General features: G+C 72.8%; 15 protein-coding genes and 1 riboswitch. Of the genes, 9 read left to right on the top strand and 6 right to left on the bottom strand.

The window, feature by feature from the left end:
- The first annotated feature begins 99 nt into the window (after positions 1–99).
- Together ACFV9M_RS40285 and otsB are read left to right on the top strand one after the other, a co-directional pair.
- On the top strand, positions 100–339 hold the full coding sequence (locus ACFV9M_RS40285; RefSeq protein WP_385069931.1) for a DUF3263 domain-containing protein: 240 nt from the start codon (positions 100–102) through the stop codon (positions 337–339).
- 238 nt (positions 340–577) lie between these two features.
- Positions 578–1,462 (top strand): trehalose-phosphatase, encoded by an 885-nt coding sequence (gene otsB / locus ACFV9M_RS40280; RefSeq protein WP_385069928.1) that lies wholly within the window; start codon positions 578–580, stop codon positions 1,460–1,462.
- Here otsB and ACFV9M_RS40275 read toward each other — a convergent pair.
- Positions 1,426–2,853, bottom strand: a complete 1,428-nt coding sequence (locus ACFV9M_RS40275) for a trehalose-6-phosphate synthase (RefSeq protein ID WP_385069925.1) — start codon at positions 2,851–2,853, stop codon at positions 1,426–1,428. The two genes, otsB and ACFV9M_RS40275, sit on opposite strands and share 37 nt — an antisense overlap.
- A 105-nt stretch (positions 2,854–2,958) precedes the next feature.
- Positions 2,959–3,903 (bottom strand): glucosyl-3-phosphoglycerate synthase, encoded by a 945-nt coding sequence (locus ACFV9M_RS40270; protein ID WP_385069922.1) that lies wholly within the window; start codon positions 3,901–3,903, stop codon positions 2,959–2,961.
- A 169-nt stretch (positions 3,904–4,072) separates the two neighbouring features.
- Positions 4,073–4,241: riboswitch (SAM riboswitch) on the top strand.
- A gap of 18 nt (positions 4,242–4,259) precedes the next feature.
- On the opposite strand from ACFV9M_RS40270, the gene thrC reads away from it, so the two are divergent.
- The 4 genes from thrC (at position 4,260) to groL (ending at position 8,647) form a co-directional block, all read left to right on the top strand.
- Positions 4,260–5,573 (top strand): threonine synthase, encoded by a 1,314-nt coding sequence (thrC, locus tag ACFV9M_RS40265; RefSeq protein ID WP_385069920.1) that lies wholly within the window; start codon positions 4,260–4,262, stop codon positions 5,571–5,573.
- Between the two features lie 89 nt (positions 5,574–5,662).
- Positions 5,663–5,938 carry a MoaD/ThiS family protein gene (locus tag ACFV9M_RS40260; protein WP_385069917.1) on the top strand — a complete coding sequence of 92 codons (276 nt, stop codon included), beginning with the start codon at positions 5,663–5,665 and terminating at the stop codon, positions 5,936–5,938.
- 452 nt (positions 5,939–6,390) lie between these two features.
- A complete protein-coding gene (locus ACFV9M_RS40255; protein ID WP_004986573.1) occupies positions 6,391–6,594 on the top strand; it encodes a cold-shock protein in 204 nt (67 codons plus the stop codon).
- A gap of 430 nt (positions 6,595–7,024) precedes the next feature.
- Positions 7,025–8,647, top strand: coding sequence for a chaperonin GroEL (gene groL, locus ACFV9M_RS40250; protein WP_385069914.1), 1,623 nt, complete (start codon positions 7,025–7,027; stop codon positions 8,645–8,647).
- A 125-nt stretch (positions 8,648–8,772) separates the two neighbouring features.
- Here the strand turns inward: groL and ACFV9M_RS40245 are convergent, their stop codons facing one another.
- Positions 8,773–9,666, bottom strand: a complete 894-nt coding sequence (locus ACFV9M_RS40245; RefSeq protein WP_385069911.1) for a glycerophosphodiester phosphodiesterase — start codon at positions 9,664–9,666, stop codon at positions 8,773–8,775.
- Positions 9,667–10,043: 377 nt separating this feature from the next.
- Here ACFV9M_RS40245 and ACFV9M_RS40240 point away from each other — a divergent pair, with 377 nt between their 5' ends.
- Both ACFV9M_RS40240 and ACFV9M_RS40235 read left to right on the top strand, forming a co-directional pair.
- Positions 10,044–11,171, top strand: coding sequence for an NADH:flavin oxidoreductase (locus ACFV9M_RS40240; RefSeq protein ID WP_385069908.1), 1,128 nt, complete (start codon positions 10,044–10,046; stop codon positions 11,169–11,171).
- Positions 11,172–11,313: 142 nt separating this feature from the next.
- Positions 11,314–12,861, top strand: coding sequence for a carboxylesterase/lipase family protein (locus ACFV9M_RS40235; RefSeq protein WP_385069906.1), 1,548 nt, complete (start codon positions 11,314–11,316; stop codon positions 12,859–12,861).
- Here ACFV9M_RS40235 and ACFV9M_RS40230 read toward each other — a convergent pair.
- Entirely contained in the window at positions 12,858–13,424 is a 567-nt protein-coding gene (locus tag ACFV9M_RS40230; RefSeq protein WP_385069903.1) for a hypothetical protein, read from the bottom strand. The genes ACFV9M_RS40235 and ACFV9M_RS40230 overlap by 4 nt on opposite strands.
- A gap of 308 nt (positions 13,425–13,732) precedes the next feature.
- Between ACFV9M_RS40230 and ACFV9M_RS40225 the strand changes: the two genes are divergently transcribed.
- Positions 13,733–15,232 (top strand): subtype B tannase, encoded by a 1,500-nt coding sequence (locus ACFV9M_RS40225; protein ID WP_385070002.1) that lies wholly within the window; start codon positions 13,733–13,735, stop codon positions 15,230–15,232.
- On the opposite strand, the gene ACFV9M_RS40220 is transcribed toward ACFV9M_RS40225, so the two are convergent.
- Together ACFV9M_RS40220 and ACFV9M_RS40215 are read right to left on the bottom strand one after the other, a co-directional pair.
- A complete protein-coding gene (locus tag ACFV9M_RS40220) occupies positions 15,183–16,883 on the bottom strand; it encodes a PTS transporter subunit EIIC (protein ID WP_385069901.1) in 1,701 nt (566 codons plus the stop codon). The genes ACFV9M_RS40225 and ACFV9M_RS40220 overlap by 50 nt on opposite strands.
- A gap of 16 nt (positions 16,884–16,899) precedes the next feature.
- Positions 16,900–17,376: N-acetylmuramic acid 6-phosphate etherase (locus tag ACFV9M_RS40215; RefSeq protein WP_385102707.1), on the bottom strand; the 477-nt coding region annotated here is incomplete at its 5' end.

The following is a 17,376-nucleotide window of genomic DNA, read 5'->3' as shown; positions in this document are numbered from 1 at the left end:
CCCGCGGCAGCCCGGCCGGCGTCCTCGGCCAGATCGAGGCGACGGCGACCACCGCGGAGAGCGGCGCCACCGGCTGAGCCGTTGGGTTACGGTGCGGGCATGCAGCGGCCAGAGGCGGAACTGGGGGCGAGGGAGCGGGACATCCTCGCCCTGGAACGGCGCGGGTTCTCCGCGCCCGGGGCGAAGGAACGGGCGATCCGTGAGGAGCTGGACCTGTCCCCGGTCCGCTACTACCAGCTGCTCAACGCCCTGCTGGACGACCCGCGGGCGCTGGCCCACGATCCGGTCACGGTGAACCGGCTGCGGCGGGTGCGGGAGGCCCGGCGGGCCGAACGCTGAGGCGGTGCGGCCCGCACGCGGTACGCAGGGGCTCCGCCCCCGCACCCCCGATCGGCCCTGAACGGGCCTCGTCCTCAGATGCCGGAGGGGCTGGGTTGCCCCGGCCGGCGCTGTGAGGGGCTGGACGTCGGAGGGGCTGGGTTGCCCCGGCCGGCGCTGTGAGGGGCCGGACGTCGGAGGGGCTGGGTTGGCGGGGCCGCACCCCCCGGTGGTGGGTCCGCCCGGTTATCGTCGCCGTATGGGCACCCCAGAGACGCACTCCACGGAACCCGCACTCCCCGAACCGACCACCGCCGCCGGCCGGGACGCGCTGCGCGCGATCCTGGCCCGGCCCGCCGGGACGCTCGTCGGTCTCGACTTCGACGGCACGCTCGCGCCGATCGTCGAGAACCCGGACGACGCGCGGGCGCACCCGGACGCCGTTCCCGCCCTCGCGCGGCTCGCCCCGAAGGTCGCCTCCGTCGCCGTCGTCACCGGCCGGCCCGCCGCCGTGGCCGTGCGCAACGGCGGCTTCGCCGGTGTGCCGGGGCTGGAGCACCTGACCGTGCTCGGCCACTACGGCGCCGAACGGTGGGACGCCCGCACCGACACCGTCAGCGCCCCCGAACCCCACCCCGGCGTCGCCGCCGTCCGCGCCGAGCTGCCGGGCGTGCTGGAGGCGGCCGGCGCGTGGCGGGGGACCTGGGTGGAGGAGAAGGGCCGGGCCGTCGCCGTGCACACCCGCCGCGCCGAGGACCCGCAGGCCGCCTTCGAGGCCGTACGGAAGCCCCTCGGCGATCTCGCCGCCCGCCACGGGCTGATCGTCGAGCCGGGCCGGATGGTCCTGGAGCTGCGCCCGCCGGGCGTGGACAAGGGCGTGGCGCTGCTGGAGCACGCCCGCGAGACCGGCGCCGAGGCCGTGCTCTACGCCGGCGACGACCTCGGCGACCTGCCCGCCTTCGCCGCCGTGGAGAAACTCCGCTCCGACGGCGTCCCCGGCCTGCTCGTCGCCAGCGGCAGCGCGGAGGTGACCGAGCTCGCCGAGCGCGCCGACCTGGTCGTCGACGGCCCGGCCGGCGTCGTGGGCCTGCTGCGGGCGCTGGCGGATCAGCTGGCCCGCGTTCCCCGCAGCGCCTCCAGCTGATCCAGGAACCACCGGGCCGGAGGCAGCGCGGTCGCGGCGGCAGCCAGCCGCTTGGTGCGGTGCGCCCGCTCCTCCGGCGCCATGGTCAGCGCCTCGTGCAGGGCACGGGCGGTCTCCATGACGTCGTACGGGTTGATGGTGATCGCGTCCTCGTGCAGCTCGCCGTACGCGCCGGCCTCCCGGGACAGCACCAGCGCGCAGCCCCCGTCGGAGACGACCGGGACCTCCTTCGCGACCAGGTTCATGCCGTCGCGGATGGGGTTGACCAGCGCCACGTCCGCGAGGCGGTACGCCGCCAGGGAGCGGGCGAAGTCGTCCTTCACGTGCAGGACGACCGGGGTCCAGCCCGCGGAGCCGTACCGCTCGTTGATCTCCCCGGCCAGCCGCCGCACCTCGGCCGTGTAGTCGCGGTAGACGGCGAGGTCCTGGCGGGAGGGGTAGGCGAAGGCCACGTGGGCGACCCGCTCGTGCCACTCGGGGTGGTCGTCGAGGAACTGCCGGTAGGCCAGGAGACCGCGCACGATGTTCTTCGACAGCTCGGTCCGGTCCACCCGGACGATCACCTTGCGGGCGCCGCCGCCGGGGACCGTGCCGATCTCCTCGCGCAGGGCCGCCAGGCGTTCCTCGACGTCCTGCTCGCGGGAGCGGGCGCGCAGGAACTCGGCGTCGGCGCCCAGGCCGTGCACGCCGATCTCCGTACCGCCCGTACCGTCCACGAACTCCTCGCAGCACGCGGTGAACGCGTCCGCCCAGCGGCGGGTCAGGAAGCCGAGCCGGTCCGCGCCGAGCATGCCCCGCAGGAGCCGGCCGCGGATGTCGCCGGGGAGCAGCCCGAAGTAGTCCACCGGCGCCCACGGCGTGTGCGAGAAGTGCCCGATGCGCAGGTCGGGGCGGAGCTCGCGGAGCATCCCCGGGACCAGGCACAGGTGGTAGTCCTGGACGAGGACCGCCGCCCCCGGCGCCGCCTCCTCCGCCAGCGCCTCGGCGAAGGCGCGGTTGTACGTCTCGTACGAGGCCCACTGGCGCCGGAACTCCGCGTCGAAGACCGGCTCCAGCGGGGTCTGGTACAGCAGGTGGTGGACGAACCACAGCACCGAGTTGGCGATGCCGTTGTACGCGTCGGCGTGCACGTCGGCCGGGACGGGCAGCATCCGCACGCCGTCCTCGCCGACCCCGCGCCGGACCGCCTCCCGGTCGCCGTCGGACAGCGCCGAGCACACCCAGAGGGCGCCCGCGTCCGGGCCGATCGCCGACAGTCCGGAGACCAGCCCGCCGCCGCCGCGTCTGGCGTGCAGCGAGCCGTCCTCACCGACGGTGTACGAGACCGGGCCGCGGTTGGACGCGACCAGCACCTGAGCACCCTGAGCAGCAGCACCGTGCGTGGAAGCCATACGCCTCAACCTAGCCCGGACCCGATCCGCTCAAACGTACGGACGTGGGGGGTGAACCGGTCGTGTCCGGCCGTATACGGGGCGTCCGTCCGGGTGTCGTCTCCGTCACGCCACCTTGCGGGTGGCGTACTCGGCGATCTCCGCCATCGGCGGCCGCTCCTCCGTGTCCACCGAGTAGGTGCGCGGCTCGAAGCCGTCCGGGCCCCGCTCGAACTGGGTGAGGGACGGGCGGACGAGGTGCCCGCGGGCCAGCCGCAGCTGCGCCGTGCGGTAGATCGCCGCGGCCATCCGGCCGAGCGCCTGCCCGTCCTGGTGGCGGTGCTTGCGCACCCCGACGTCGACCTGGGCCAGCGCGTCCAGGCCCACCAGGTGCAGGGCGTCGACCAGCATGCCCAGCTCCACGCCGTACCCGACGGGGAAGGGCAGCTGCTCCAGCAGGCGGCGGCGGGCCGCGTACTCGCCGCCCAGCGGCTGCACGAACCCCGCGAGCTGCGGCCAGTGCATGTTGAGCAGCGGACGGGCCATCAGCTCCGTCACCCGGCCGCCCTGGCCGGCGCCGCCGGCCAGCGGTCGGTCGTACATGGCCTTGACCAGGTCGACGCCCGGATCGGTGAGCAGCGGGCCCACGATGCCCGAGACGAAGTCGGAGGAGAACTCCTTCAGGTCGGCGTCGACGAAACAGACGATGTCCCCGGTGGTGACCAGCAGTGAGCGCCACAGGACCTCGCCCTTGCCGGGCACGGCCGGGACGCGGGGCAGGATCTCGTCCCGGTGGACGACCCGGGCCCCGGCCGCCGCGGCCACCTCGGAGGTGCGGTCGGTCGATCCCGAGTCGACGACGACGATCTCGTCGACCAGCGGGACCTGGTGCATGAGGTCGTGACGGATGACGGAGACGATGTCGCCGACCGTCTCCTCCTCGTTCAGCGCGGGCAGCACGACGGACACCGTCTGGCCCGAGGCGCGCTTGGCGGCCAGGATCCGGTGCAGCGGGCGGTCGGTCACGGACCAGGAGCGGGTGGCCAGCCAGCGCTCGACTTCTTCCAGCACGGTCTGCGGCTCCTCACTGTCGTGATCACACCAGGTACACACGGGGTGACCGTGTGATCCATCTCGCGGTTCGGACGTCTCACTCAACTGTCGTGGCCTTCGGTTACAGTCTTGAACAACGCGGATGACCATCGCATGTCCGGGGTCGCCCGCGCTCACAATCGAATACCGCTCATCCAGAGGGGCAGAGGGACACGGCCCGATGAAGCCCCGGCAACCCTCCAGCCGGTCTCGTACGGATCACTGCCGACGGGCAGTCGACGATCCCCGCGAGGCTCCCGGCTCGGGAAGGTGCCAATTCCGTCTCACGGCGAGATGCGTCGTGGGGAAGATGAGGAGAAAGGGCCTCGCCTCACATGGCTGCGCAGACAGTTGCAAGCACCACTCCCTCCGTCACCGCCCCCTCCGGCACCACCCCCTCCGTCGACCTCGGTCCGGCCGAGGCGCTCTCCTGTCGCGAGTGCGGTCACCGGGTGCCGCTCGGCCCGGTCTTCGCCTGCGAGGAGTGTTTCGGCCCGCTCGAGATCGCCTACGACTACTCCGGATACGACCCGGAGGAGCTCCGCAAGCGCATCGAGGCGGGCCCCGCGAACATCTGGCGCTACGCCCCGCTGCTGCCCGTCCCGGCCGACGTGGCGGACAAGCCGAACCTCAACCCCGGCTGGACCAAGCTCGTCCAGGCCGACAACCTGGCGCGTGAGCTGGGCGTCGAGGCCGGGAAGCTGTTCGTCAAGGACGACTCCGGCAACCCGACGCACTCCTTCAAGGACCGCGTCGTCGCCCAGGCCCTGGAGGCCGCCCGCGCCTTCGGCTTCACCACCCTCTCCTGCTCCTCCACCGGCAACCTGGCCGGCGCCGTCGGCGCCGCGGCCGCCCGCGCCGGCTTCCGCTCCTGCGTGTTCATCCCGCACGACCTGGAGCAGGGCAAGGTCGTCATGGCCGCGGTCTACGGCGGCGAACTCGTCGGCATCGAGGGCAACTACGACGACGTCAACCGCTTCTGCTCCGAGCTCATCGGCGACCCGGCGGGCGAGGGCTGGGGCTTCGTCAACGTCAACCTGCGGCCCTACTACGCCGAGGGCTCCAAGACGCTCGCGTACGAGATCTGCGAGCAGCTCGGCTGGCGGCTCCCGGACCAGATCGTGGTGCCGATCGCCTCCGGCTCGCAGCTCACGAAGATCGACAAGGGGCTCCAGGAGCTGATCAAGCTCGGCCTGGTCGAGGGCCGGCCGTACAAGATCTTCGGTGCGCAGGCCGAGGGCTGCTCCCCGGTGTCCGTCGCCTACAAGGCCGGCCACGACGTGGTCCGCCCGCAGAAGCCGAACACCATCGCCAAGTCCCTCGCCATCGGCAACCCGGCCGACGGCCCCTACGTCCTCGACATCGCGCGCCGCACGGGCGGTGCCGTGGAGGACGTGAACGACGAGCAGGTGGTCGACGCGATCAAGCTGCTGGCGCGGACCGAGGGCGTCTTCGCCGAGACGGCGGGCGGTGTGACGGTCGGCGTCACCAAGAAGCTGATCGAGGCCGGTCTGCTGGACCCGACGCTGACGACCGTCGTGCTCAACACCGGAGACGGCCTCAAGACGCTGGACGCGGTCGCCGGGACCGGGCTGACGGCCACCATCCGCCCGAACCTCGAGTCGTTCCACGAGGCCGGTCTCGCCTGAGAGGCCGTTGTTCGTCTGCGGGCCGCGGGGAGCTGGTCGCGCAGATCCCCGCGCCCCCGCAGGGCGCCTACCCGTCCGGAGGAAACACCGTGAGCGTCACCGTCCGCATCCCCACCATCCTGCGCACCTACACGGGCGGTCAGGCCGAGGTCGCCGCCGAGGGCACGAACCTCGCCGAGGTCATCGCCGACCTGGAGAAGAACCACACCGGTATCGCCGCGCGCGTCCTCGACGACCAGGGCAAGCTGCGCCGGTTCGTCAACGTGTACGTGAACGACGACGACGTGCGGTTCGAGCAGGGGCTGGAGACCGCGACCCCGGACGGCGCCGGCGTCTCGATCATCCCGGCCGTCGCCGGCGGCTGACACGCACTCCGTACTCGCCGGTAGTAACCCTCGGTAACAGGTATTACCCAGAGTTCATGGAATTGCCTCCTCCGTAAGAGAAGCGGAGGAGGCAATTCAATGTGGTTGAGCGCGGTACAGTTGGGGAACGCGCCGCCCATCGCATGCCGAACGCATATGAGCCCCGCCTTCACATGCGGTGAGAAGTAGCCAAAGTGTGCAGGTATTTTGCGCCTCTTGTTCCCTTTGTGTGGCCCGAATTGCCCTGAATTCGGGAGAATTCTCACCATATTCCGGACCGTCGGCGTCCAGAATTCTCGTCCGATTGACCTGTTGCAGACGGCAGTGGGACAGATACATTCAGCCGCGGTCGACGCGTTCCGGCGCACGCCCCCAACCAACTGGGGGGTGAGGTCTGACCCGGATCCGCGAAGTGTGGATCTGTGCAAGGGCCAGTAATAGGGGAGTTAGGCATGGCTCAGGGCACCGTCAAGTGGTTCAACGCGGAGAAGGGGTACGGCTTCATCGCGGTCGACGGTGGTGCGGACGTCTTCGTCCACTACAGCGCGATTCAGATGGACGGCTACCGCACCCTGGAAGAGGGCCAGCGGGTCGAGTTCGAGATCTCGCAGGGTCAGAAGGGCCCGCAGGCCGACATGGTTCGCGTCACCGCCTGAACTGTTTTCAACGCTTTTCGACGAAGGGCCCGCACCCCGACGGGGGTGCGGGCCCTTCGTCCTGCCCGCGCCGCGCCGGGGAGGTGCCGGGGCCTTCGTCCTGCCCGCGCCGCGCCGGGGAGGTGCCGGGGGGCCTTCGCGACGCCGGGGGTGTCCGGGCGCTCCGGCCCGCAGGACCCCGCGCGGCCCGGGTGGTGAAGGCGCCTTCGTCCGCTTCGCCCCGGGCCGATCCCCCCGAGGCGCTTGCACTCGGCATGCCCGAGTGCTAATCATTGCGTTAGCACTCTGAAGGTGAGAGTGACAATGAAGGACCGGGTCGGTGAGGCCCGCAGGCCGGGTGGGGAAGGAACCACGAGGCCGGCGAGCCGTCCGTCGCGGGCGCGGGCGCGGTCCGAAGGAATCACCCCCAGTCCTGGAGGGACCACTTCACATGGCCAAGATCATCGCGTTCGACGAGGAGGCGCGGCGCGGCCTCGAGCGCGGCATGAACCAGCTCGCGGACGCCGTGAAGGTGACGCTCGGCCCCAAGGGCCGCAACGTCGTCCTCGAGAAGAAGTGGGGCGCGCCCACGATCACCAACGACGGTGTCTCCATCGCCAAGGAGATCGAGCTCGAGGACCCGTACGAGAAGATCGGCGCCGAGCTGGTCAAGGAAGTCGCCAAGAAGACGGACGACGTCGCCGGTGACGGTACGACCACGGCGACCGTTCTGGCCCAGGCCCTGGTCAAGGAGGGTCTGCGCAACGTCGCCGCCGGCGCCAACCCGATGGCCCTGAAGCGCGGTATCGAGAAGGCCGTCGAGGCCGTCTCCGCCGCCCTGCTGGAGCAGGCGAAGGACGTCGAGACCAAGGAGCAGATCGCCTCCACGGCCTCCATCTCCGCCGCCGACACCCAGATCGGCGAGCTCATCGCCGAGGCCATGGACAAGGTCGGCAAGGAAGGCGTCATCACCGTCGAGGAGTCCCAGACCTTCGGTCTGGAGCTGGAGCTCACCGAGGGTATGCGCTTCGACAAGGGCTACATCTCGGCGTACTTCGCCACCGACATGGAGCGTATGGAGGCCGTCCTCGACGACCCGTACATCCTCATCGCGAACTCCAAGATCGCGAACGTCAAGGACCTGCTCCCGCTCCTGGAGAAGGTCATGCAGTCGGGCAAGCCGCTGCTGATCATCGCCGAGGACGTCGAGGGCGAGGCCCTGTCGACCCTGGTCGTCAACAAGATCCGCGGCACCTTCAAGTCCGTCGCGGTCAAGGCCCCGGGCTTCGGCGACCGCCGCAAGGCGATGCTGAACGACATCGCCATCCTCACCGGCGGCGAGGTCATCTCCGAGGAGGTCGGTCTCAAGCTCGAGAACACGACCGTCGACCTGCTGGGCAAGGCCCGCAAGGTCGTCATCACCAAGGACGAGACCACCATCGTCGACGGCGCCGGCTCCTCCGAGCAGGTCGCGGGCCGGGTGAACCAGATCCGCGCCGAGATCGAGAACAGCGACTCCGACTACGACCGCGAGAAGCTCCAGGAGCGCCTGGCCAAGCTCGCGGGCGGCGTGGCCGTCATCAAGGCCGGTGCCGCCACCGAGGTCGAGCTCAAGGAGCGCAAGCACCGCATCGAGGACGCCGTCCGCAACGCGAAGGCGGCCGTCGAGGAGGGCATCGTCGCCGGTGGTGGCGTGGCCCTGCTCCAGGCCTCCCAGGTCTTCGAGAAGCTGGAGCTGGAGGGCGACGAGGCCACCGGTGCCGCCGCCGTCAAGCTGGCGCTCGAGGCCCCGCTGAAGCAGATCGCCGTCAACGCCGGCCTCGAGGGCGGCGTCGTGGTGGAGAAGGTGCGCAACCTGACCCCGGGTCACGGCCTGAACGCCGCGACCGGCGAGTACGTCGACCTGGTCGCCGAGGGCATCATCGACCCGGCGAAGGTGACGCGCTCCGCGCTGCAGAACGCCGCGTCGATCGCCGCGCTGTTCCTCACCACCGAGGCCGTCATCGCCGACAAGCCGGAGAAGAACGCTGCCCCGGCCGGCGGCGGCATGCCGGGCGGTGACATGGACTTCTGATCCTTCCGAGGATCGGACCCGTCCGAAGTACCGAGGGCGGCACCCCCTGTTCCGACAGGGGGTGCCGCCCTCGGGCGTTCCACGCTTCACGGGCAGGTCCGCCGGGCGCGGCGGGTGATCCCCCGTCAGCCCTGCGTCAGGGCCTTCCCGATCGTGTCGGGCACGTCGGTGGTGATGCCGTCCGCGTGCCAGTCGCGCAGTTGGCGGGCCGGGCCGGCGGTGTTCACCGTCCACGGCCACACCTTCAGCGGCCGGCCGTGCGGGCCCTTCAGCGCCTGTGCCTTGCGCACATAGCCCTGGGTGAGGCCACGGTGGTCCGGGTTGACGACGTCCACGAACGTCGCGTACGACGCCAGCTCGCCGGCCGACGGGGTCTCGTCGCAGACGCCCAGCCTGATGTCGGGGCGCCTGGCGCGGACCTCCTTCAGGGCGCCGGCCAGGAAACTGATCACGTAGAGGCGGTTGTCGACGTGGTGGGCGTCCAGCCAGCCCTTCCGGTCGAGGACCTTCAGGATGTCGCCGGTGACGCCGGGGAAGTTCCCCGGCCACTTCACCTCCAGCAGCAGACCCTGGCCGTTGCGGTCGAGCCGGTCGAGCACCTGGCCGAGGGTGGGGATGCGGGCCGACGCGTACGCGGTCTTCTTCCACTGGGGCGAGGCCCCCGCGCGGAGCCTGCCCAGTTCCGCCATGGTGAAGTCGCCCACCTTCCAGGGGGAGCGGTGGGGGAAGACCGCGCGGACGTCGGTGGTGCGGACGAGGTCCTGGTCGTGCATGACGACCAGCACGCCGTCCTTGCTGCGCTGGATGTCCACTTCGACCCAGTCGACCCCTGCCCGGTCGGCCCGGTCGATGGCTTCCAGGGTGTTCTCCGGGGCGAGGCCGGCCGCGCCGCGGTGGCCGATGATCAGGGGGGCGGCCGGTGCCGCGGCGGCGGGCGCGGAGTGCGGGGAGGCCGCGAGGAGGGACAGCGAGGACAGGGCGAGGGCGGCGGACGTCAGGGCGAAACCGTGTACGGGCATGGGTGGGGGCCTTTCGGATCGGGTTCCACCACGAGCCTGGGCCGGTCGGCGACGAGGTGCCCAGCGGAACTGCTCCACGTGGGGAGAGACGGGAACTTCACGTAACGACAGGCGAATTGACGGTGAAATATCAGGAAACGGGAGGGGGCGCCGAGGGGGGAGGGCAGTCGGGGTGAGGGGGGCGTGCGGGCTGCCGGGGCGCGGGCGACGGCGCCGGCCGAGGCCGTGGCCGTACGGCCCGGGTCCCGGCGTGGGCGGGATCACAGGGCGGGCCGGCCGGAACCGGAATGCCGGGCGCGCCCGAGCGGGTTGACGTGCTCGCAGGTACTCGATGCATGTGCACATACCGATTGGTCCCCGCGCCTAGGAGCCCCCACGTGACCGTCACCGCTTCCGCCGCCTCCCGCGCCGCCGAGATCCTCTCCCGTCCGGTCACGCTGGGCGGCCTGACCGTCCCGAACCGGATCGCGATGGCGCCCATGACCCGCATGTTCTCCCCGGACGGCATCCCCGGTGACGACGTCGTCTCGTACTACGCGCGCCGCGCCGGCGCCGGTGTGGGCCTGATCGTGACCGAGGGGACGTACGTCGGTCACGCGTCGGCCGGGCAGAGCGACCGGGTGCCGCGGTTCCACGGTGACGAGCAGCTCGCGGGCTGGGCCGGGGTCGCCGAGGCCGTGCACGCGGCCGGCGGGACGATCATGCCGCAGCTGTGGCACATCGGCATGGTCCGCGAGCAGGGCCAGCCGCCCTACGCGGACGCCCCGGCCATCGGTCCCTCCGGCCTCCGCGTCGACGGCACCGCGGGCACCGGCAAGGCGATGACCCAGCGCGACCTGGACGACGTCATCGGCGCGTTCGCCGAGGCGGCCGCGGCCGCCGAGCGCATCGGCTTCGACGGCGTGGAGATCCACGGCGCCCACGGCTACCTCGTCGACCAGTTCCTGTGGGCGGGCACCAACCGCCGCACCGACGCCTACGGCGGCGACCCCGTGGCCCGGACGAGGTTCGCCGCCGAGATCGTGGCCGCGGTGCGCGAGACGGTCTCCCCCTCCTTCCCGGTCGTCTTCCGCTACTCGCAGTGGAAGCAGGAGGCCTACGACGCCCGGCTCGCCGAGACCCCGCAGGAGCTGGAGGCCGTCCTCGCCCCGCTCGCCTCGGCCGGCGTCGACGTCTTCCACGCCTCCACCCGCCGCTACTGGCTCCCCGAGTTCGACGGCTCCGACCTCAACCTCGCGGGCTGGACGAAGAAGCTCACCGGCAAGCCCGTCATCACGGTCGGCTCGGTCGGCCTGGACGGCGACTTCATCAACGCCTTCCGGGGCGAGGGCTCCCCGGTCAAGGGCCTGGACGACCTCCTGGACCGACTGGAGCGTGACGAGTTCGACCTGGTCGCCGTCGGCCGCGCCCTGCTCCAGGACCCGGAGTGGGCGGCGAAGGTCCTCTCCGGCCGCTTCGACGAGCTGAAGCCCTACGACGCGGCCGCGCTGCGCACGCTGAGCTGAGCCCCCGCGCCGCGCGACCGGGTCGTCCGGGAGCGGCGGCCGTCGCCCCGCACCGGCGGGACGGCGGCCGCCCGGCACTTTCCGCGCCCCCGCTCCGTTCCCCGGAGAGCCCCTGAATCCCGCAGTGAGGAGTGGCGAAGCGATGACGACAGCCGAACACCGGGAGCCGGCGCCCGCACCCGTCGTACGGACCGCCGCCGGAGCGGTACGCGGGAGCGCGCGGGACGGTCTGGCCGTCTTCCGCGGCATCCCCTTCGCCGCGCCCCCGGTCGGAGCGGCCCGCTTCCAGGCCCCCCGCCCGCCCGTCCCCTGGGAGGGCGTCCGGGAGGCGGACGCCTTCGGCCCGCCGCCCCCGCAGGAAGCGGGCGTCCTGGGTCCCGCGGGGGCCGCCCCCACCGGCGACGAGTGGCTGACGGTGAACGTCTGGACGCCGGACCCGCGCCCCTCCGCCACGCCCCGCCCGGTGATGGTCTGGATCTACGGCGGCGCCTACAAGATCGGCCACTCCGGCAGCCCCGGCTACGACGCCCAGCACCTCGCCCGCGCCGGTGACCTCGTCGTCGTCACCCTCAACTACCGCGTCGGCATAGAGGGGTTCGCCCGGATCGACGGCGCCCTCGCCAACCGGGGGCTGCTCGACCAGGTCGCCGCCCTGGAGTGGGTCCGGGACAACATCGCGGCCTTCGGCGGGGACCCGGGCCGGGTGACCGTCTTCGGGGAGTCGGCGGGCGCCGGTTCGGTGGCGGCGCTGCTGGCCATGCCGAGCGCGCGGGGCCTGTTCGGGCGGGCCGTCGCGCAGAGCGTGCCCGGCACCTACTTCTCCGACGAGCTGGCCCGTGACCTGGCCGCCGCCATCGCCGCCGAGGCCGGGCTGCGCCCGACCGCCGCCGACCTGGCCGCCGTCGATCCGCGCGAGCTGCCCGAGGCGGGGGCGGCGCTGGGCGAGAAGATGGCGGCGCGCGTGGACCGGTGGGGCCGGGTCGCGCCCACCGTCACCCCGTTCTCGCCGGTCGTCGACGGCGAGGTCCTGCCGGTCACCCCCTGGCAGGCGCTGGCGGCGGGCGCGGGCCGGGACGTCGAGCTGATCGTCGGGCACAACGCGCAGGAGTACCGCCTCTTCGTGGCCATGGCCGGGCGGCTGGGAAAGGTGACGGAGGATCAGGCGACTGACGTGCTGCGGATGTTCGGGCCGGGCGGCGGGCAGGCGGGGGAGCGGGCGTACCGCGCCGCGTTCCCGCAGGCCGGGCCGGGCGAGCTGTACGAGCGGGTGCAGTCGGACTGGCTGTTCCACATGCCCTCCCTGCGGCTGGCCGAGGCACAGGTCGCGGGCGGCGGCCGGGCCCATGTCTACGAGCTGACCTGGCCGGCCCCCGCCCTGGACGGCGCCTTCGGCGCCTGCCACGGCCTGGACATCCCCCTGCTGTTCGGCACCTACCGGGCGGACCTCGGGGCCCTGCTCTTCGGGGACGCGGAGGTGACGGAGGAGGCGAGGGCCCTGTCGTCCTTCATGCGGGGCGCCTGGACGGCGTTCGCGGCCACCGGCGACCCGGGCTGGCCGGCGTACGACACGCAACGGCGGCTCGTGCAGATCCTGGACGCGCGACCGGAGGTCCGCCCCTACCCGGAGGAGACCTCGCGCCGCCTGTGGCAGGACCACGACTTCCCGCCGCTGCCGCTGCTGGAGGCCTAGACGTTGCCCAGCGGCTCGATGTCCACGCGGACCGGGGTGCCCCAGACGCGCAGGACCTCGTAGTCGGTGAACTCGTGCACCAGGCGGTAGGCCATGGCGGGCCGGGAGCCGCGTCGCAGGGCGGCGAGGTACGCCTCGGCCTCGCGCCGGTCGCGGCGGGGCGTGCCGCACAGCTGCCACTCCTGTCCGTTCCACAGCTCCGGCAGCCAGCGCTGCTGGGGCTGGGGGCGGTCGGCGCGGGTGCCGTAGCGGGAGGGGGCGGTCGGGTGCGGGGTCTGCGGGGCGGGGCCGTTGAACTCGGCGCGCCGGGCCGCCCGGCGGCGGGTCTCGCACAGCAGGCACAGGTCGGGGGCGCTCTCGTCGACGGGCCCGTGCGGGTGCTCGGCGCAGCGGGTCGCGGGCGCGGCACTGCCGGCGCTCTCGTCCAGCAGTTCCAGGGCCCGCCGCAGATCGGCTCTGACCTCGTGCAGTTTGGCGTCGGGGGTGTCCGAGGTGAGGGCCTCGCCGTGCTCACCGAGGAGGCGTAGGGCACGGCCCAGGTGGGTGAGCTGGGCGTGGTTCATGGCGAGCGTCTCCGTTTCCTGCTGCTTTCCGCACTCGTGCGCCGGACTGCGATGACACCACCGTCGCACACCGCGCTGACAGACCACCCCTGACGGACCACCCGCGGGCGGGGCGACGGGGCGGGGACGGGCACGGGCACGGGCACGGCGCGGGCACGGGCACGGCGCGGGCACGGGTGCGATCACGCCATTTCCCCCGTCCGCGCGGGCTAATTGTTGACAGTTTTGGTGACGATTGGGAGGGTCGCCGCGAGCAGCCGCCCAGAGGAGAGACGGAAGTGAAGCGAGTGAAGCGCAGAACCGTGGTCATGGGTCTCACCGCCGCCGGGGCCGCCCCCGCCCTCGGGTTCGCCACCGGCGCGCGAGCGGCGAGCGGAGGCGGTACGACGTCCGTGACGTCCGCGGCCGCCGCCGGTTCCTCCCTGGTCTTCGACCCGGCCGCCCACACCGAGCAGACCATCGCCATCAAGGACACCACCGGCACCACCCACAGCGTGACCTACCGGTTCCACAAGGTCGCGAGCTACGTCGCCCTGCCGGTGAACGCCGCCTACCAGTCCCTGAACATCAGCGTGCCGGTCGCCGTCGACGGCACCCCGGTCGACGCCTCCGGCGCGCCGATCCTCCTCGCCAACTCCGTCGGCGGCTACATGCCGTCGAGCGTGGCGAACAACACCGGGATCATGGCCTCCGGGATGGGCGGCGGCACCAGCCGGCAGGGGCTGGCGCTGGCCGCCGGGTACGTCGTCGTCGAACCGGGCGCGCGCGGCCGGACCGTCGTCGACGCCGACGGCGTCCACTACGGCACCGCGCCCGCCGCCATCGTCGACCTCAAGGCGGCCGTGCGGTACCTGAAGTTCAACAAGGGCCGCGTCCCCGGCGACGTCGAGCGGATCGTCTCGTCCGGCGTCAGCGCGGGCGGCGCGCTGTCCGCGCTGCTCGGCGCCTCCGGCGACAGCCCGCTCTACGACCCCTACCTGGAGGAGATCGGCGCGGCCGACGCCTCCGACGCGATCTTCGCCAGCGGCGACTGGTGTCCGATCACCGACCTGGAGCACGCCGACGCCGCCTACGAGTGGAACTGGGGCACCAACCCGCTGGCCTCCGGGGCGCTCGTCGACCAGACGCTGTCCAAGGAGCTCGCCGCCGAGTACACCGGCTACCTCGCCTCCCTCGGGCTGCGCGGCACGGGCTACGGCCCCCTCACCGCCCGCAACCTCGACGACTACCTCGTCGAGCGGTACCTCCAGCCCTCGGCCACCAGGTTCCTGGCGGGCCTGACGGACACCGCCCGCGCCGACTACCTCGCCGCGCACCCCTTCCTCACCTGGTCCGGCGGGAAGGCCTCCTTCACCTGGGCCGGCTTCCTCACCCATGTGGGCGCCCGCAAGAAGAACGCGCCGTCCTTCGACGCCTTCGACCTGAGCAGCCCCGAGAACAACCTCTACGGCACCGGCACCACCCGGGCCCGCCACTTCACCCTCCACAGCCTCCGCCACGAGCAGGGACCCGGCGCCCGGCTGGACGCCGACCTCCCCGCCAAGCTGCGGCTGATGAACCCGATGTACCACCTCGTGGACCGGGTGAACCCGTACCGCGCCCGGCACTGGTGGCTCCGTGTCGGCACCAAGGACAGCGACACCTCGCTGTCGGTCGTCTCCAACCTGGCCACCCGCCTGGAGAACCTCGGCGACGACGTGAACACCCTCTACTACTGGGACGGCGGCCACGGCGCCGACCAGGATCCGGGCGACTTCATCACCTGGATCGGGAAGGTGTCGGGCCACCGGACGGCCCGCCGGAAGTAGCCGGGCCTTCCGGACCGGTCGGGCTTCCGGGGGCGGTCGGGCCTCCGGGACCGGTCGGGCTTCCGGGACCGGTCGGGCTTCCGGGGGCGGTCGGGCCGTCGGCCGTCGCGGTCGCCGTCACGCGGTCGGTGACGCCGAAGACGTACGTCGCGGCGAAGCCGACCGCGTACCCCGTCAGCAGCCCGCCCGCGTAGATCGCGAGCAGTGTCCCCCAGCTCCGGTTCCCGGCCAGCAGGGGGAACAGGGCCCAGCCGGACGGGCCGATGGCGGTCGCGCCGACCCGGTCGCCGAGCATCGCGAAGAACCCGACGAACGCCCCGCCGGCCGCCCCGCCCGCGCACGCCGTCAGGAAGGGGCGGCCCAACGGGAGCGAGACGCCGTAGATCAGGGGCTCGCCCACGCCCAGCAGGCCCGCCGGGAGCGCCGACCTGATCGTGGTGCGCAGGGAGGTGTCGTGGCGCAGGCGGACGTACACCGCGAGGGAGGCGCCGACCTGGCCCGCGCCCGCCATCGCCAGGACCGGCAGCAGCACGGTGTACCCCTGCTGCTCGATCAGGGTGGTGTGCAGGGGGATGAGGGCCTGGTGCAGGCCGAGCATCACCAGCGGCAGGAACAGTCCGCCGAGGACGAGCCCGGCGAACGCGCCCGTCGTCACCAGCAGCCAGTCCGCGGCCGTGCCGACGGCCGAGGAGACCGCGCCGGCCGCGTACATCAGGCCGTAGAGCGTGGCGAGGCCCGCGACCAGGACCGTGAGGGTGGGGGTCAGCAGCACGTCCAGGGCGTCCGGGAACCGCCCCCGGCACCACCGCTCCACGTGCGCCGCGAGCAGCGCGGCCGCCAGCGCGCCCAGGACCCCGCCCTGGCCGGGGGCGAGCGTCACCCCGGCCACGGTGACCTCCGCGACCCCCGGATACACGACGATCGCCGCGACCGCGCCGCCGAGCACCGGCGTGCCGCCGAACTCCTTCGCCGTGTTGTGGCCGACGAACACGGCGATCAGCGCCATGAAACCGGAGGCGACGGCGGCCAGCGCGGGCGTCAGCCACGGCAGCCGGCCGGAGTTCAGCAGCAGCCCGTTGACCCCGGCCAGGATCCCGCAGCCGATGAGGGCGGGGATGAGCGGCACGAAGACGGCGGCGACGCGGCGCAGGGCCGTCTTGACGGGCGTGGCGTTGCGCCGCCGCCGTGCGTCCTTCAGCGCGGCGCCCCGCGCGGCCAGTTCCTCCGCCGTCGACCGCCCCACCGCTTCCTCCGCGGCCGCCCGACCCACCGCTTCCCCCGCCGTCGACCGCATTACCGCCTCCCCCGCCGTCGACCGCCCTACCGCTTCCTCCGCGGCCGGCCGCCCTACCGCTTCCTCCGCGGCCGGCCGCCCTACCGCTTCCTCCGCGGCCGGCCGCCCCACCAACTCCTCGAACGCGGCCGTCACCCGCGTCACCACCCCCGGACCGAGCACCACCTGGTACGTCCCGTCGGCCACGACCAGACCGAGCACTCCGGGCAGCGCCCGCAGCGCCTCCTCGTCCACCCGGGACGGATCGGCCAGGCCCAGCCGCAGCCGGGTCATGCAGTGGGCGACGGACGTGACGTTCGCGGGGCCGCCGACCAGGGGGAGGAGCGCGGTGGCCGTGGCAAGGGGATCGTTGGGCACCCCCCGAGGGTGCGGCTCAGGGCCGTGCCCCGGCGAGCGCGGCGCGCAGATGACCGCCGGACTCCTCCAGAAGGCGGGCGGCCGCGGGCCCGTCCACCCCCGCGAGCAGGACCAGGATCGCGGGCTTCACCTCACCGCCGGTGGCCGCGAGGGCCCGCTCGATCTCGTCGTCGTCCGCCCCGGTCGCCAGGGCGACGATCCGCCGCGAACGGGCGCGCAGCTTCTCGTTCGAGGCGCGGACGTCGACCATCAGGTTCCCGTACGTCTTGCCCAGCCGGATCATCGTGATCGTCGACAGCATGTTCAGCACCAGCTTCTGGGCCGTGCCCGCCTTCAGCCGGGTGGAGCCGGTGAGCAGCTCCGGTCCGACGACCACCTCGATGCCGTGCTCGGCGGCCGCCGCCAGCGCGCTGCCCGCGTTGCAGGCCAGCCCGACGGTCAGGGCGCCGCGCGAGCGGGCGTACGCCACGGCGCCGAGCGCGTACGGCGTCCG

Origin of the sequence: Streptomyces sp. NPDC059895 (assembly GCF_042731035.1) — a bacterium.
Taxonomy (GTDB): domain Bacteria; phylum Actinomycetota; class Actinomycetes; order Streptomycetales; family Streptomycetaceae; genus Streptomyces.
Note: the sequence above shows the minus strand (reverse complement) of the source record. Positions and strands in the feature narration are given on the sequence as shown.

Excerpts from the sequence above, each read along its gene's own strand:
- ACFV9M_RS40255 (WP_004986573.1), top strand. The coding sequence starts at position 6,391 with ATGGCTCAGGGCACCGTCAAGTGGTTCAACGCGGAGAAGGGGTACGGC.
- otsB (WP_385069928.1), top strand. The coding sequence starts at position 578 with ATGGGCACCCCAGAGACGCACTCCACGGAACCCGCACTCCCCGAACCG.
- groL (WP_385069914.1), top strand. The coding sequence starts at position 7,025 with ATGGCCAAGATCATCGCGTTCGACGAGGAGGCGCGGCGCGGCCTCGAG.
- ACFV9M_RS40245 (WP_385069911.1), bottom strand. The coding sequence starts at position 9,666 with ATGCCCGTACACGGTTTCGCCCTGACGTCCGCCGCCCTCGCCCTGTCC.
- ACFV9M_RS40230 (WP_385069903.1), bottom strand. The coding sequence starts at position 13,424 with ATGAACCACGCCCAGCTCACCCACCTGGGCCGTGCCCTACGCCTCCTC.
- ACFV9M_RS40275 (WP_385069925.1), bottom strand. The coding sequence starts at position 2,853 with ATGGCTTCCACGCACGGTGCTGCTGCTCAGGGTGCTCAGGTGCTGGTC.
- thrC (WP_385069920.1), top strand. The coding sequence starts at position 4,260 with ATGGCTGCGCAGACAGTTGCAAGCACCACTCCCTCCGTCACCGCCCCC.
- ACFV9M_RS40225 (WP_385070002.1), top strand. The coding sequence starts at position 13,733 with ATGGGTCTCACCGCCGCCGGGGCCGCCCCCGCCCTCGGGTTCGCCACC.
- ACFV9M_RS40285 (WP_385069931.1), top strand. The coding sequence starts at position 100 with ATGCAGCGGCCAGAGGCGGAACTGGGGGCGAGGGAGCGGGACATCCTC.
- ACFV9M_RS40235 (WP_385069906.1), top strand. The coding sequence starts at position 11,314 with ATGACGACAGCCGAACACCGGGAGCCGGCGCCCGCACCCGTCGTACGG.